Raw genomic sequence first — 14,225 nt, forward strand, 5'->3', positions numbered from 1 at the left:
CGCCTTCCATCTTCTAAGCTGCCTCGCTTGCAGATGTAGCTGCTTTGAAGGCAGCAAGAATCGCGTCATAGGGCAATAATATCGCTGCGTGGCGACCTTTGTGCTCTTTCGCGGCCATCAGGTGCTCCATATTCGCCCAATCGCCGGGACTGTCGTTCACACCTTCCAAAAAACCGGCAAGCTGCTGTCTTGTATCGGCGATTTCGTCAGCACTCTTGCTGACCGCTTCTGTCGCAAGTATCGCGGCAGAAGCTTGGCCTAAAGCACAGGCGTTCACCTCTATGCCCAATTTTGCAATCTTCCTGTCGTCAGACAATAGAATATCCGCAGCAACGCGGCTGCCGCATGCGCGTGATCGGACCTCGGCTGTTCCATCAGCCTTGTCGAGCCTGGACTGATGCGGGATCGAAACCGCCAGTCGCAGGATTTCACGGGTATAAAGTGCTGCGCTCATTCTGCTGCCTCCGCCATTTCCCGGCGCTCTTCAACAAATTCAACCAGCGCATCGCCACTGGCATTAAGCAGTGGATAAGTTCGGGAATCTGCGATCCATTCCGGCCGCGCCTCTCCTGCACCATAGATGCTGTCGTAAACTAGCACCACCAGCAGATACGCGAGCGTTGCGCCAATCAATCCTTTGACCATCCCAAAACCAAATCCAAGCACACGATCAATTGGTCCAAGTAGTGATTTGCGTGACTTCCGACCAATTGATTTAGCAATCCACCGGCCCAAAGCATAGGTTACGATAACAATAGATCCGAACGCCAAGACCGAAGCCCCGCCCTCATTGCCAATCGGGGCAATTAGAAAATCCGTTACTGGCGCGTGCAAAAACCGCACGGAAAAAATGACGAGCACCCAAGCGATCAGAGACAGCGTTTCCTGCACAAAGCCGCGCATGAAGCCGAACACAGCAGCGCCGCCCATTAGCAACAATACGAAAATATCAAGACCAGTCATAAAGACTAGCTAATCGCGGCTAAGCATATGGTCAACGAGATTGGCAAGCGTCCCAAAGTTCACAGTATTCACACCCGTCGGAGCAGGTTCTTTTGAGGCTGGAATGAGCGCCCGGCCAAAGCCAAGTTTCGAGGCTTCTTTAAGCCGGAGCGCCGTGTTGGACACGGGACGAATCTCACCAGAAAGCGCTATTTCACCAAAAATCACAGCATCGCTTGGCATCGGTTTTTCAGCATGGGCGGAAATCAAGGCCGCCGCCACCGCCAAATCAGCCGCTGGATCGGTCAGCCGATAACCACCAGCCACATTCAAATATACTTCTGCCCCAGAGAAACTCAGCCCGCATCGTGCTTCCAACACAGCCAATATCATCGCTAGACGAGAGCTGTCCCAACCAACAACCGAGCGGCGCGGGGTTGCTCCACTTGCCAGCCGAACAGTCAAAGCCTGTATTTCAACCAATACCGGGCGGGTTCCTTCAAGCGCAGGAAAAACAGTCGCACCAGTTACCTCTTCACTGCGGTCAGTAAGAAACAGCGCGGAAGGATTTTGAACCTCGCTGAGTCCCATTTCTTCCATAGCAAAAACGCCGATTTCATCGGTCCCGCCAAAGCGGTTCTTTATTGATCTTAATATCCGATATTGATGGCTACGCTCGCCCTCAAAGCTCATCACCGTGTCGACCATATGTTCCAACACGCGTGGCCCGGCGATATTACCGTCTTTGGTCACATGACCGACCAACATGATCATCGTGCCATGTTCTTTGGCAAATTTTATGAGTTCCTGCGACGATGCGCGCACCTGACTAACCGTTCCGGGAGCCCCTTCGATAAGGTCGCTATGCATGGTCTGGATCGAATCAATCACAACAAAATCCGGCGCATCTTTGCCTAGCGTCGTCAGTATATCACGAACCGATGTAGCCGAGGCCAATTTGACTGGCGCCTTACCCAGACCCAGCCGGCGAGCCCGCAAGCGCACTTGATCTGCGGCTTCTTCACCGGAAATATAGGCCACTGAGCACCCCGCATCAGCGAGCCGTGCAGAAACCTGAAGCAAAAGCGTCGATTTCCCGATTCCCGGATCGCCACCCATCAGCGTTGCCGAACCGGCGACAAGTCCACCGCCAACCGCGCGATCAAATTCTTCTATCCCTGTCTTCTTGCGCTCTGGCAGTTGGATTTCCGAATCCAGCCCGACCAGCCGAACTTCCCGGCCGCCACTCTGCAAATTGTGCTTAGCCGCGAATATAGTGTCGCCCGCCTCTTCAACCAGCGTATTCCACTCGCCACAATCTGCGCATTGCCCCTCCCAGCGATGCGAGATAGATCCACAATTTTGGCAGACATATTTTTTCTTCGGCTTCGCCATCACACTCTTCTACTAGAACAAATATAGAACGTTATAGTTTTCCGCGGCTTTTTCAACTGCTTTCCTGCTTGCGTGATTCCCTTCACCCTGCCACTCTTGAAACAATGCGCCAGAAGGAACTCAGACTCGCTCTTATCTGCTATGGCGGCGTAAGTCTTGCCATCTACATGCATGGTATAACCAAGGAAATCTGGAAGCTCGCAAAAGCCAGCCGGGATTTCCACGATGGTGAGAAAAATGGTACATGCAGTCGCGGAACCTATTATGATATATTGGCGTGGATCGAGCAGGAAACCGCGGTAAAGCTGCGGATATTGCCTGATATTATCGCCGGTGCCAGCGCAGGCGGGATAAACGGAATTTTCCTGTCCCAAGCGATCATCGCGGGTGAATCACTCGAACCGCTGACCGATATGTGGCTGGAAACAGCCGATGTCGATACGCTGCTCGATCCGGACGCGAGACCGCTATCGCGCTTTTCGAAATTCTGGGCAGAACCTATTGCCTGGATGGCGCTGGGCCGCAAAGGCGGAGCGGTGGAACAGACCGTCTCCAAAGAAGCGCGTGAAGAGGTAAAAATGAAGCTTTCCCGCTTCGTTCGCGCCCGCTGGTTTGCACCACCTTTTGGCGGAAAGGTATTTTCCGGCCTGATCATGGACGCGCTGGCGACGATGAAAAAGACGGAACGCGGCCCCAAATTACTGCCACCAGGCCAGCCGCTCGATTTATTTGTGACAGTGACCGACTTTGTTGGTCATCCGGAGAAGCTACAACTCCATAGTCCGCCGGAGGCTTTGGAGATGGAACACAGAATCACAATCAGTTTTTCGACCCGAGGGACAAATCGCAAAGATATTGCTGATCCTGCGGAACTGGTCTTTGCTGGCCGCGCAACCGCCAGCTTTCCGGGTGCCTTTCCACCCTTCACTGTCACGGAACTGGACAGCATATTAGCGGACCGTGATTATGTCTGGGCCAATCGCTCCAAATTCCTGAAACGCATTTTACCCAATCAAAGCCGGGCCGGAACCGCTGATGATACGGTGCTGATTGATGGCTCGGTACTGGCCAACGCGCCTTTTGCGCAAGCCATTGAAGCGCTTAAAAACCGGCCCGCCAAGCGCGAAGTCGATCGGCGGTTTGTCTATATCGACCCACGGCCGGATCTCGACGTCGCCAAAAGCGACCGGGCGCTACAGCGTTTGCAGGCAGCGCAAGAGGCGGAAGATGAGAGCCTGCCCGGTTTCTTCTCCACCATTTTTGGAGCGATTTCGAATATCCCGCGCGAGCAGCCTATTCGCGACAATCTTGACGATATTTCGCGGCGATCCAATCGAATCATCCAGATGCGTCAAATAACCGACAATTTGCGCGGCGAAGTCGAGCAGAATGTCGAGGCTATTTTCGGTAGGACCCTGTTCCTCGACAAGCCGACAGCTGCGCGATTGGCTGCATGGCGGCGCAAGTCCCGGGACAAAGCGGGCAAGCTTGCGGGCTTTTCCTACAGCGCTTACGGCCACCTTAAACTCGCGACTGTGCTCGAAGATATTACCCATACGGTCAGGCGGGCCAAGGCCGACGCGAATATCCACAATCATCAGGCTATGCGGGAAGCGTTATGGAAAGAACTGCGCCAAAGAGGCTTTGAAAATATCGCGAAAAAAGGCGGCGCCGGGCCATCGAAAATGGCGGCTGATTTCTTCCGGGAACATGATTTGGGCTATCGCATCCGCAGGTTGCGGTTTTTAGCACGCCGGTTTGCCGAAGATCTGGATAGCGCACATCCCGATGACTATGCGGTGATAGAGCAAATGCATGATGTGATTTACGATTGCCTGTCTCTCTACATCGAGCGGGAAACGATCGAATATCTCGGCGATGATTTTGTTGCGCTGGCCATCCAAGCAGAGGATCATCCATCTGCCATGCTGGACAGTCTGGCTAAGGCGCGAGACCTTGTTTCCGCCGATGCCCTGGTCGATGCCAAGCTAGCCGAAGCAATGGCGGGATTGCCCAAGGCGGAGCGACGTTCAATGCTGCTCGCGTTTCTCGGTTTCCCGTTTTATGACGTCGCCACCCTGCCCCTTTTGCAAGGCGAAGGCCTGGACGAGTTTGACCCAATTAAAGTCGACCGTATTTCGCCTGAAGACGCCAAGTCGATCCGTAAAGGCGGCGTGGCATCAACATTAAAAGGTATCGAATTCAATAACTTTGGTGCTTTCTTTAGCAGAAGCTATCGAGAGAATGACTATCTCTGGGGTCGGCTGCACGGAGCGGAACGGATGATTGACATCGTCCTGTCCACTCTCCCTGAAGCCAAACGCCCCGACGCAATCAAAACACTGGACTTTAAAAAGACACTCTTCCGCGCGATTATTGACGAAGAAGAAAAACGGCTCACCAAAGTTGGCCCGCTAATTACGTCGCTGCGCAAAGAGGTTAATCGCGCGACCCCTTGATCACTAGCCCTTATTAGTGGTGATCGCCTTCTTCATGAGCCGGCATTTCAAGGCTTTTATACACGGCCTCGACAAAGGCATCGCCCTTGATAAACGCGTCTTCATTGGTGTCCCATTGTGCCGCAGGCTTCATCGCCTGAATCTGTTCCAGCGTCTTGCCTTCACCGCGCGCTTTTTCAACCGCTTCAATGACGGTTTTCAGCATATCGCGATAATCCATCAAATCCGCCTTGGTAGCCATCGGACCATGACCGGGAATGATCTGGGTATTATCGTCTACCATGGTCAGCGCCTTTTCGGCCGCTGCCAAGACGCCCATCGCATTGCCGCCACTGTTCAGATCAATAAATGGCAAGGTCACTTTGTTAAAATAGAGGTCACCCATGTGGATCACATTGGCTTTTTTCCAAAAGATAATGCTGTCACCGTCGGTATGCGCATGTTTCATATGCTTCACATACACCTCATCGCCATTGAGATGTAACTTGATACCATCATGATAGGTCACAACAGGAAGCGCTTCTTTCGGCGACGCTGGATCATTACCCCGACCGCTTTTCTGCTCACCTGCCATACGCTCGCGAACATGGTCATGCGCCATGATCAACGCACCCGCCTTGCCGAAATTCTCGTTTCCGCCGCTATGGTCACCATGCCAGTGGGTATTGATCAGATATTTAACCGGCTCCGCACCCAGTGCCCCGATGGCGGTCTGAATCTTGGGTGTTAGCGGCGCGAACTGATCATCAATAAGCACGGTGCCATCTGGACCATAAGAAACACCAATATTACCGCCTGCGCCAAAAAGTACCGCCACACCGTCAGCAAGCTGCTCGGTTTTAATCTCAACCTTGGCAAAACGATCCGATTCCTGCGCATTACTCTCGGCACAGGCTGTTAGCGCTAATGGGGATGCGGCCAACAATGCCAGCGAAATTGTCTTGGTCAATACGGTTTTCATCAGGGGTTTCTCCTAGGATTTACGGCCTTGTAACCGATCTTTGGCTTTTGGCAAAGAACATCAAATGCACCAGCCGGCCGGCCTCCGGCGATGTTCCGAAAGCCGCACCGCTATTGTGGAACAGCCATGGGCTGAACAGGATCAGGCGGTTGAACCGCATCGGCACCAACATGGTCCGCTTCCATTTGGCTTTATGCAACGTGTCGCGATTCACGACATCTTCAATCAGCGCATTGATGTCTGCATAGCCCGCCTTGGTGATGGCAAGCGGATCGCTGGGAACCCGTTCCAGTCCGGTACGCTTATGACGAAAAAATTCTGTGCCGCCTTTGCAATGTTCCGGCAGCGAGAGATATAATATTCCGGAATAAAAGGCCGGATCAATATGTACCCCGCTGCGCCCCTTATCACCCTTTAGCGTGATGCGGCAGTGTCCGTGACTGGTGCCGGGGGCCTGCTCCACGGGCGCATTGATCATCGCTGACACACGGTCATCCAGTCCCTGAATATCCAGCGGCATTGTCGAGATATGACCGGGATAGTTCCCGTTTTTACGGGATGGGTCATAGTCTAGCGCCAACGCCGCTTTGCGTGCCGCAAGCGGATCAGACAGAAAATCATCAATGATCAAAAGCGATGGTAGCATCGTCAGCGCCTGAAGAATATTGGCGTTAAGTTTACAAAGTGTACAAGGTCCATTGGGGGGCCGTTATTTCGAGATAGGAAATCAATAATGGTCTATATCTCCCTGATAAACATTAGCTAAAATTAGAGTCTCTCTTATTTCCGATTATCAATTTTCGTTATCACAAGCGCCCGCTTGTAGGACAGGGCTTTATTATTGTTTCTCTGTTTCCCACTGCGTCTGGATCAGACTCGGCCGCTTGCCGGTTTTGTTGAGCCAATGCCGCAGCGGCAAAAGCTGCCCGATCAGATTATTGCCTTCGGACGTCATTTGGACAGGGCGCAATATGCAATAGATGAAAATATCGGCCAAGGAAAAATCAGATCCGGCAAAATAAGGGGCTTCCTCAACGCGCTGACATATAACCCCAAGATGCTCGGCAATCTCGGGCAATGCGGCCTCGATAATATCCGATCGTAACGGAGTTTTTAGAAACCGGTGAGCGAGGCGCGGCATCAGCAAACCGTGTTCCGCTACAGGAAACAGATAATTGTTCGCGACAGAAATCCAACGATCCATTTCTGCACGGGCTATATGGTCATTCGGCTGCAACGCGCCGCCATTATGGGCGTTATCAATATATTGGCAGATCGCGACACTTTCATAAAGATTGAGGCCATCAATCTCTACTGTCGGTACTTTGCGAAAGGGGTGGCGTCGCCGATTTTCGGGACTGCCCGCTGGCGTCGCTGTAATCGTCCAACTTATCCCCGCTTCTTCCGCGACCGTCTGCACAATACGGCTATAAGTCGAGATGATCGTGCCGTGGATGTGGAGGGTTGGTTGGGCCATTGGCTTACAAGCCTATAACATCGCCATGTCTACAGGCTGTTCCAGCAATACGCGTCCAGCCAGTTCGAATACGGCGGGAGCAGTTGCAATATGCTGTGTGGCAACATGTGCATCACGAAACCGGCGTTGCAGGCTGCTGCTGGAATAGACCGCGCCGCCACCCCCTAATGTATAGGCAGTCTTGCAAACATCCGCAGAGGTTTCGGTGGCGTGCGCGCAGGCGAGACGCAAATCTGCCCGAGCCTGCGTGGAAATATCACCATCACTCTTTGCTTCCTGCCAAGCCTTGCCAACCGCGCTCTCCAGGAAAGCAAACGCGCCGCTTAGCTGGGCCGTGGCCCGGGCAATATCGACTTGAACGGTCGCCCGCTGAGCCATGCTGCGGCCTCCGCCTGGCGTTTTCTTGGAAATAGCGATTTGCCTCACTTCTTCCAGCGCAGCCCGCGCATTGCCCAATGCAACCGAAGACACGCCAAGAGCCAATAGACCAAAGAGCGGGAATTTATAAAGCGCGCCGCCGTCGCGTGGCCGGTCAGAAACAAAGGAAACACTGCGGTCTTTGGGGATCTTTACATCTTTGACGCTGAAATCACCCGACCCTGTCCCTTTCATGCCCGCGACATGCCAGCTATCGATGAATGTCGCTTGTTCTGCGGGAAAGAACAGCATGCGATGATAGGGTGCGCCGTTTTCGAATTTCTGTAGCTCGCCATCCTTGAAGATCATTGCACCGCCGCCAAGCCAACTGCAATTGGCCGAGCCGGAACCCCATTGCCACTGCCCGGACAGCAGATAGTGATCGCCTTTATCCTCCGCCTTACCCATCGGCGCGAACACTCCGCCGGTAATAATATCGTCAGGTCCAAAGATTTCCGCTGCAGGACTTTCGTCCATATAGGCCGCTCCCAACGTCGTCGTAACCGCGATCATCGCGCACCAGCCGGCGCTGGCATCCGCCTCGGCCATGGTTACAATCAATTGCATGAAGTCGAGCGGCGGCAATTCCAAACCACCCAATGCCGATGGTTTGGACAGATTAAACGCGCCCGCTTCGGCCATCTTCGCGGCAAGGTCAGCCGGCAGACGCCGCGCCTGTTCCGTATCAGGCGCGCGGTCGGCAATTTCCGGGAGCAGCTTTAATATTGCCGCGCCGGTATGCCCGCCAATATCGCTAATGTCATACTGCAAACTCGCCATCTAAGAATCTCCGTTTATCACCGCCAGCATAAGAGTTACTATTTGTTGATCCAGCAAAAACATATACGGAAGATACCATGCGTATAATTACACTTCTGGGTTTTGTTTTATTGCTGGTTGGCTGCGGCAGCGATGCAGATACAGACAGCATGCCGGGGCCGGATCAAATTGTGCGCTTGTCCGATTCAGAGATAAAGGGCCTCGACCCGCAGAAAATTTCTGATCTGTCCTCGTTACGCGTTGCCGCCGACCAGTTTGAAGGACTGACTCGGCTTGATGCGGCCGGAAATGCCGAGCCGGGTTTGGCGGGAGACTGGAGCGTTTCCGATGATGGGCTGCAATGGACGTTCCGATTGCGTGACGGGCTAGAGTTTTCTGACGGCACAGCCTTTGACGCTACCCTTTTTCCGCAAATCTGGACCCGTCTGCTGGCATCAGAAACAGCGTCCCCAACCAAGGCGCTATTCGAGAATATCGCGTCAGTGAGCGCAAAAGACCAGGCTTTCGTTGTGGTGACGTTAAGAGCACCTGCACCATCGCTGACTATTTTACTGGCCCATCCGGCGATGGCGGCCTTGCCGCTACACCGTATAGACGAGGCCGGAGACAAATGGACCAGTGAGCGTCCCATGACTGTCAGCGGGCCTTATCAACTGGCCACATGGCAGCTTAACGATCACGCCCGAATGACCCGTAACCCGGAATGGCACGATGAACCGGCACCCACTGCCACTATCATCTGGAAACCGATGGATGACAGCCTGTCAGCCATGCGGCTATTCCTGTCGGGCGGCGCTGATATAGCCGCTGATTATCCTGCAAGTCGGCACAAATGGCTGGTCGAAAACCACCCTGACCTTGCGCATAGCGTGCCGTATCTCGGCAGCTATTATTTCGCATTCAATACCCGCAAAGCACCGTTTGACGATAGCCGCGTCCGCACCGCACTGTCGATGGCAGTAGAACGAAAGTGGATTGCAGAAAAGGTCATTGGAATTGGGAATGTTCCGGCATGGAATCTTTTACCACCCGAGCTAACCGGCGGCATCAGCGCTAAGCCCATCTGGGCCGATTGGGATCGGGAACGGCGGCTGGTCGCGGCACGGCAATTGTTGGCAGAAGCGGGATATGGACCGGCCAAAGCTTTGACCTTTGAAATTCGCTTTAACAGTTCAGCCGAGCATCGCCGCGTTTCGGTCGCTCTGGCCGCTATGTGGAAAGATCTGAATGTACAAGCGAGCCTGTTCAACAGCGAAGCCGCGCTGCATTTTGCTGCCCTCCGGCAGCATGATTTTGCTCTTGCCCGGTCTGGCTGGATTGCCGATCTGCCGATACCCGAAAACTTCCTCACCGTTCATCAAATGGCCAATGGCTCCGGAAATTATTCGGGATATGATAGCGCCGCCTATGACGCTGTGGTTGCGCAAGCAATGATAACGGTCGATCCGGACAAGCGAAACAGCCTCATGCGTTTGGCAGATCAAACGCTTGTTAACGACATGCCGATCTTGCCGCTTTATTTCTATGTTACCCGTTCTTTGGTGAGCAAACGTATCGAAGGATGGCAGGATAATATTTCCAATGTGCATCCCAGCCGCACTCTGCGTATAAGCAGGAAATGATCTTTGCCAGCCGCGCCAATTGTTTATCTATGCTCGCTCTTGTCGCGGCGTCATTTAGCCTTGCGGCCTGCGGGTTAGCCGAGGATGAAGACCGCGCCAGAGTCACGGTAATCGAAGATGAAGAATGGGTGATCAAGCCAATTGGAATAGATCTGACCTACGCTTCGGCCATTGCCCGGTCCGCGATAGCAAAAGGGCTGGTCGGCTTTGACGAACAAGGACGTGTGGTGCCATCGCTCGCCGCTCGCTGGATCGTAACCGATGATGGTATGAGCTATATTTTCCGGCTGAATGATGGGCAATGGAATGATGGCCGCCCTGTTACCGCCGAACGGGTGGCAACATTGCTGCGCGAACGCATTGGCGAGCTCAGCAAAAGCCGATTAGGCCCGGATCTGCTGAGCATTGATGAAATCGTCCCGATGACTGGCCGCGTAATCGAAATCCGACTCACGTCCGCCCACCCCAATTTCCTGCAGCTCATGGCCCAACCTGAATTGGGCCTGTTTCGTGCCGGAAATGGCGCAGGTCCGATGAGCCGATTGGACAATCAAAGCACCTACACGCTGGGTGTTATGAATCCGCCGCAACTGGATGATGATGAAACCGAAGATGACGAACAACCTGCGGACGAAGCGGTCGCAGACGACCCGCGCCGCGTCACCCTGCGCAGTGAAAGCGCGGCCAGGGCGGTCGCCCGCTACACGGCAGGCTATACCGATGTGGTGTTGAACGGGAAGTTCCATCACCTTCCGTTGGTCGATGAAGCGGGCGTCAGCACCAATGATCTTCGGCTGGATCCAGTAGCGGGCCTGTTTGGATTTCAATTCTTGCGCGCCAATGGCTTTTGGGCCGTGCCAAGAAACCGTGAAATACTGGCGATGGCGATCGACCGGCCAGCGCTTTTGACCTCCTTTCCCAACGTGACCGCGTGGCAAAGCCGTCAGAAAATCATTCCCGAAGCCCTGGATGTCGATGGCATTGATGCGCGGCCGGGCTGGGCCAGCATGACTATGCAAGATCGCCAGGCCTTTGCCCGCGAGCATGTTGCACGCTGGGAAGCCTTGGAAGGGCCGGTCCTTCCTCTGACCATTTCGTTGCCCGACGCGGCGGGCGCAGACATTTTGTTCTTGCGCGTCCAATCCGACCTGCGGCGCGTCGGACTTGATGCGGTTCAAGTTGGTCCCGATCAACCGGCCGACATACGTTTGGTGGACGAGATCGCCGCTTATGATAGCGCCAAATGGTTCCTATATCGGCTGACCTGCTCGCAAATGTCCGTTTGTCTGAACGATGCAGATACAAAAATTGCCGAGGCCGAGGGCGCGATCAACCTGCAAGTAAAGGCACGGCTATATGCCGAAGCGGAGGAAATGCTGGTTCAGCATTATAGCTTCATTCCCCTGGCCGTGCCGGTGCGGTGGTCGATTAGCAGGCCCAGCCAGCAAGGCTTGGCGGTCAATCCGCGCGGTTGGCATCCATTGAATCTGTTGGTCGGAATCCCTATATCTTGACTATGATAATGATGAACAAGCGGGAGGGCTTATGGCGATTTCGGAAGAACAGTTAAAGCGCTTGGCCGAACAATTGCCAGATGTAAGCCGCGACCCGCAAGCGGTGCGAACTCGTGTCGAAGCCATGGAAAAGGTGCTAGAACGCGCATTTATCATTCCGGGCATTAACAAGCCCATCGGTGTCGATTCTCTGGTCGGCCTGATCCCCGTTGTCGGCGATGTCGTTACGGCCGTTATGGGCGCCTATATCGTTTGGGAAGCCCGCAATCTGGGCATGTCGAAATGGCAATTGACCCGCATGGCGACCAATGTAGGCATAGATACCGCTTTGGGTGCAATCCCGCTCGCTGGCGACGTTTTTGACTTCATCTGGCGCTCCAACAGCCGTAATTTACGGATCATCCGTAAGCACCTTGATAAACATCATCCGGGAACCCGAACGCTGGAAGGTTAAGCGCCGCGCCAGATTTTCACCGGTTTATCGCCTTTCAATGCACGCATATTGCCCGGACAACGCTGGGGCCTAAAACTTTTTCCTAGGCACAGTCGCACTTCTTCCAGCCAACCGCGCCGATTAACTTTCAGACGGATCATGTCAGCACCTAGCCCCTCATTCGCCGCTACAAATGCGCTGCGTAAACCTTCGACAGTTAGCGGCTTGCGTGAAAGCCGGTCCATATTGGGAAATTCCACCGCATCGAACATAATTTTTGAAATCCGGAAATAAGTCTCCGGCCGCTGCGTCATACAGGTTCCATGCTTGGCCCATTCCTTGGCCATAAGCCGGATCGAGGGCATCATACAGAAATTACGCCGCACAAGCGCTGGTGACAGGGGCTTGGTCGCGCGGCACCATTGGGGATAGCTATTCCCCTGCGCATCCGGCCACAGCCCATGGAGGATGAAACCAAAGCTGCCATCATCTCCACCACATTGGCTTTTGTCGCGCCGACTATCCTTGCGCAAGCGGCAATATTCCGGTGACCAGCTTATCGCGAGCGTATAGCCGGATACCGGTGTAATCCGGCGTGGTTCTTTGGCTGGTTTGCTAACTGGCGCGGCGGGTTGGGTTAGCACGGGCGCGCGGCATTGATAGGCTTGGGCGTGGGCGGGGGTGATCGCCAACAATGACAATATAAGCATGGAAGCGAGGAAAGTCAGTATTTCGTGGCGGATCATTTTCATCTCAGTCAAAGACCGTATCAATATCAACATGCTTCCTATCGAACCAGTTAATCGCATCTTTTCGAAATAAGAAATGAGTTGCAAAAAGGTTCACAAAAACACCCATCACATACAAGGCGGTCATGTTTTCAGGCCACGCCATGGCTTCCCATCTAACGTTTGTCAGGTTTGAATCCTGCAAGGCTGGTACCAATACGGCTCCGATATCGAAAAGCAGAATAATGGCTCCGATTCCGGCCAAGATGATTTGCGTCCATCGCGCCCACGACTTGGCTTTTACCGCAAGAAAATACCATATGATGAAAGAGACACCGACAATCAGCCCCCAAACCAAGATATAGCTAGATGCCTCCCAACCGACATCTTCCAAGAGCATAGGCCAAGTGACATATTCATTGAAAAGCTCCATCGCCAGAGACAGAAAATAAAACCGTTCAAACCACAGAATAGACTTGGGGCGCGATTGTCTCATAACAATCGCAGCCCTACCCCCATATCAGCGCCATGATCCAGTGCTTTTTATGTCGCCACGGCTTTGCCGGCAAACCATTGTTTGGCGTCGCGCCGGAACAACATATAAATTGCTGCCGCTTTCAAGGCGAGGATGGTGAACAGGATGGTCAGGCCGAGTGTCCGATAATTATCAATCGTTGCAAGAGACCAGATGACGCCGATCAAAAACATCACAATCAGCAACCATTTGCCGATATTGGAGGCTTTGCGCGCGATCTTGAACCAAAGCCACAGGTTGATAAGAAAGGGGAATATGATGATTGTATAAGTGGCGAAAGCGTTCATACCGTCGCTACCGTCTCCCTGATCCATCACCATCGACCAGGTGTCCCAGTTCAGAATGATATTGAGAACATTCAGCGCAAGCGCGCCAAGAAAAAGCTGTTCGAACCTGATGATGGAATTTGGTCGCAATATGGCCTCCGGACTTTGTCTAGAACCCATGCTTCCCTAGGAAAGGGTTAGTCAGAATTTGTAGCAAATCCAACCATTAGCTGCGCCTTGGTCCGATTTTGTCAAACGCAATCACTCAAACGTTTTTTCCAGATCGACTGTCTTTTCACCGGCAAACCACTTCTTTGCGTCGGGCCGGAAGAGCATATAAACGGCTATCGCCTGCATGGCCATCGTCACCAGTGATATTGCGATCGCAAGGCCATTGAGCTGGCCCAGCGAAAAGGGAATCGATATCAATCCGATGGCAAAGAAAATTGTGATGATCCATTTGGCAACGCCTACCGCCTTGCGCGCGGCCAAAAACCATAGCAATAGCGAAATGGCGAGACCAACAACAGTCGAAATGACCAGAAATCCGGACCCAAGCATGGCAACATTCGGATCTGCCTGAAGCATCGCCGTCGCATTATCCCAATTCAGGATATTGCCGACCAGACCAATGCCCAGGGCGCCCAGATAAAAGCGTTCAAATTGAATGATAGATGTCGGTCGCATGATCTTCTC

The 14,225-nt window shown here is 53.4% G+C and carries 15 protein-coding genes; 4 read left to right on the plus strand and 11 right to left on the minus strand.

The window, feature by feature from the left end; all coding sequences use genetic code 11:
* Window positions 1-13: 13 nt before the first annotated feature.
* The 3 genes from J4G78_RS06030 to radA are packed head-to-tail and all read right to left on the minus strand — an operon-like array spanning window position 14 to window position 2,337.
* Entirely contained in the window at window positions 14-454 is a 441-nt protein-coding gene (locus J4G78_RS06030; protein WP_207989331.1) for an iron-sulfur cluster assembly scaffold protein, read from the minus strand.
* A complete protein-coding gene (locus J4G78_RS06035) occupies window positions 451-963 on the minus strand; it encodes a CvpA family protein (protein WP_207989333.1) in 513 nt (170 codons plus the stop codon). The genes J4G78_RS06030 and J4G78_RS06035 overlap by 4 nt, the downstream gene beginning before the upstream one ends.
* Window positions 964-972: 9 nt before the next feature.
* Entirely contained in the window at window positions 973-2,337 is a 1,365-nt protein-coding gene (radA, locus tag J4G78_RS06040; RefSeq protein WP_207989335.1) for a DNA repair protein RadA, read from the minus strand.
* A 104-nt stretch (window positions 2,338-2,441) separates the two neighbouring features.
* On the opposite strand from radA, the gene J4G78_RS06045 reads away from it, so the two are divergent.
* The gene (locus J4G78_RS06045) at window positions 2,442-4,796 is read left to right on the plus strand and encodes a patatin-like protein (protein ID WP_207990471.1); all 2,355 of its coding nucleotides are present in this window, start codon (window positions 2,442-2,444) and stop codon (window positions 4,794-4,796) included.
* Between the two features lie 13 nt (window positions 4,797-4,809).
* Here the strand turns inward: J4G78_RS06045 and J4G78_RS06050 are convergent, their stop codons facing one another.
* From J4G78_RS06050 to J4G78_RS06065, 4 genes are all read right to left on the minus strand, one after another.
* Window positions 4,810-5,757, minus strand: a complete 948-nt coding sequence (locus tag J4G78_RS06050; RefSeq protein ID WP_207989337.1) for an MBL fold metallo-hydrolase — start codon at window positions 5,755-5,757, stop codon at window positions 4,810-4,812.
* 19 nt (window positions 5,758-5,776) lie between these two features.
* Complete coding sequence (locus tag J4G78_RS06055) at window positions 5,777-6,403, minus strand: DUF6445 family protein (protein WP_207989338.1); 627 nt, start codon at window positions 6,401-6,403, stop codon at window positions 5,777-5,779.
* A 192-nt stretch (window positions 6,404-6,595) separates the two neighbouring features.
* Window positions 6,596-7,234 carry a glutathione S-transferase family protein gene (locus J4G78_RS06060; protein WP_207989340.1) on the minus strand — a complete coding sequence of 213 codons (639 nt, stop codon included), beginning with the start codon at window positions 7,232-7,234 and terminating at the stop codon, window positions 6,596-6,598.
* A 12-nt stretch (window positions 7,235-7,246) separates the two neighbouring features.
* On the minus strand, window positions 7,247-8,431 hold the full coding sequence (locus tag J4G78_RS06065; protein WP_207989342.1) for an acyl-CoA dehydrogenase family protein: 1,185 nt from the start codon (window positions 8,429-8,431) through the stop codon (window positions 7,247-7,249).
* 77 nt (window positions 8,432-8,508) lie between these two features.
* On the opposite strand from J4G78_RS06065, the gene J4G78_RS06070 reads away from it, so the two are divergent.
* Genes J4G78_RS06070 through J4G78_RS06080 form a run of 3 tightly spaced genes read left to right on the plus strand, consistent with a single transcriptional unit; the run spans window position 8,509 to window position 12,021 of the window.
* Complete coding sequence (locus J4G78_RS06070; RefSeq protein WP_207989344.1) at window positions 8,509-10,053, plus strand: peptide ABC transporter substrate-binding protein; 1,545 nt, start codon at window positions 8,509-8,511, stop codon at window positions 10,051-10,053.
* Window positions 10,050-11,567: an ABC transporter substrate-binding protein gene (locus tag J4G78_RS06075; protein ID WP_207989345.1), complete on the plus strand. Its 1,518-nt coding sequence runs from the start codon at window positions 10,050-10,052 to the stop codon at window positions 11,565-11,567. The genes J4G78_RS06070 and J4G78_RS06075 overlap by 4 nt, the downstream gene beginning before the upstream one ends.
* Before the next feature lie 31 nt (window positions 11,568-11,598).
* Window positions 11,599-12,021 carry a DUF4112 domain-containing protein gene (locus tag J4G78_RS06080; RefSeq protein WP_207989346.1) on the plus strand — a complete coding sequence of 141 codons (423 nt, stop codon included), beginning with the start codon at window positions 11,599-11,601 and terminating at the stop codon, window positions 12,019-12,021.
* Here J4G78_RS06080 and J4G78_RS06085 read toward each other — a convergent pair.
* The 4 genes from J4G78_RS06085 to J4G78_RS06100 all read right to left on the minus strand — a co-directional run bounded on the left by J4G78_RS06085 (window position 12,018) and on the right by J4G78_RS06100 (window position 14,216).
* The gene (locus J4G78_RS06085) at window positions 12,018-12,752 is read right to left on the minus strand and encodes a ribonuclease T2 family protein (protein WP_243457300.1); all 735 of its coding nucleotides are present in this window, start codon (window positions 12,750-12,752) and stop codon (window positions 12,018-12,020) included. The genes J4G78_RS06080 and J4G78_RS06085 overlap by 4 nt on opposite strands.
* 1 nt (window position 12,753) lies before the next feature.
* Window positions 12,754-13,224, minus strand: a complete 471-nt coding sequence (locus tag J4G78_RS06090; RefSeq protein ID WP_207989347.1) for a hypothetical protein — start codon at window positions 13,222-13,224, stop codon at window positions 12,754-12,756.
* A 47-nt stretch (window positions 13,225-13,271) separates the two neighbouring features.
* On the minus strand, window positions 13,272-13,679 hold the full coding sequence (locus tag J4G78_RS06095; protein ID WP_207989348.1) for a hypothetical protein: 408 nt from the start codon (window positions 13,677-13,679) through the stop codon (window positions 13,272-13,274).
* Between the two features lie 111 nt (window positions 13,680-13,790).
* Window positions 13,791-14,216, minus strand: coding sequence for a hypothetical protein (locus tag J4G78_RS06100; protein WP_207989349.1), 426 nt, complete (start codon window positions 14,214-14,216; stop codon window positions 13,791-13,793).
* Window positions 14,217-14,225 lie beyond the last annotated feature (9 nt).

It is taken from the genome of Parasphingorhabdus cellanae (genome assembly GCF_017498565.1).
Classification (GTDB): domain Bacteria; phylum Pseudomonadota; class Alphaproteobacteria; order Sphingomonadales; family Sphingomonadaceae; genus Parasphingorhabdus; species Parasphingorhabdus cellanae.

Bases quoted from the DNA above. Each gene is read 5' to 3' on its own strand.
- J4G78_RS06030 (WP_207989331.1), bottom strand. From the start codon at position 454: ATGAGCGCAGCACTTTATACCCGTGAAATCCTGCGACTGGCGGTTTCG.
- J4G78_RS06035 (WP_207989333.1), bottom strand. From the start codon at position 963: ATGACTGGTCTTGATATTTTCGTATTGTTGCTAATGGGCGGCGCTGCT.
- radA (WP_207989335.1), bottom strand. From the start codon at position 2,337: ATGGCGAAGCCGAAGAAAAAATATGTCTGCCAAAATTGTGGATCTATC.
- J4G78_RS06045 (WP_207990471.1), top strand. From the start codon at position 2,442: ATGCGCCAGAAGGAACTCAGACTCGCTCTTATCTGCTATGGCGGCGTA.
- J4G78_RS06050 (WP_207989337.1), bottom strand. From the start codon at position 5,757: ATGAAAACCGTATTGACCAAGACAATTTCGCTGGCATTGTTGGCCGCA.
- J4G78_RS06055 (WP_207989338.1), bottom strand. From the start codon at position 6,403: ATGCTACCATCGCTTTTGATCATTGATGATTTTCTGTCTGATCCGCTT.
- J4G78_RS06060 (WP_207989340.1), bottom strand. From the start codon at position 7,234: ATGGCCCAACCAACCCTCCACATCCACGGCACGATCATCTCGACTTAT.
- J4G78_RS06065 (WP_207989342.1), bottom strand. From the start codon at position 8,431: ATGGCGAGTTTGCAGTATGACATTAGCGATATTGGCGGGCATACCGGC.
- J4G78_RS06070 (WP_207989344.1), top strand. From the start codon at position 8,509: ATGCGTATAATTACACTTCTGGGTTTTGTTTTATTGCTGGTTGGCTGC.
- J4G78_RS06075 (WP_207989345.1), top strand. From the start codon at position 10,050: ATGATCTTTGCCAGCCGCGCCAATTGTTTATCTATGCTCGCTCTTGTC.
- J4G78_RS06080 (WP_207989346.1), top strand. From the start codon at position 11,599: ATGGCGATTTCGGAAGAACAGTTAAAGCGCTTGGCCGAACAATTGCCA.
- J4G78_RS06085 (WP_243457300.1), bottom strand. From the start codon at position 12,752: ATGAAAATGATCCGCCACGAAATACTGACTTTCCTCGCTTCCATGCTT.
- J4G78_RS06090 (WP_207989347.1), bottom strand. From the start codon at position 13,224: ATGAGACAATCGCGCCCCAAGTCTATTCTGTGGTTTGAACGGTTTTAT.
- J4G78_RS06100 (WP_207989349.1), bottom strand. From the start codon at position 14,216: ATGCGACCGACATCTATCATTCAATTTGAACGCTTTTATCTGGGCGCC.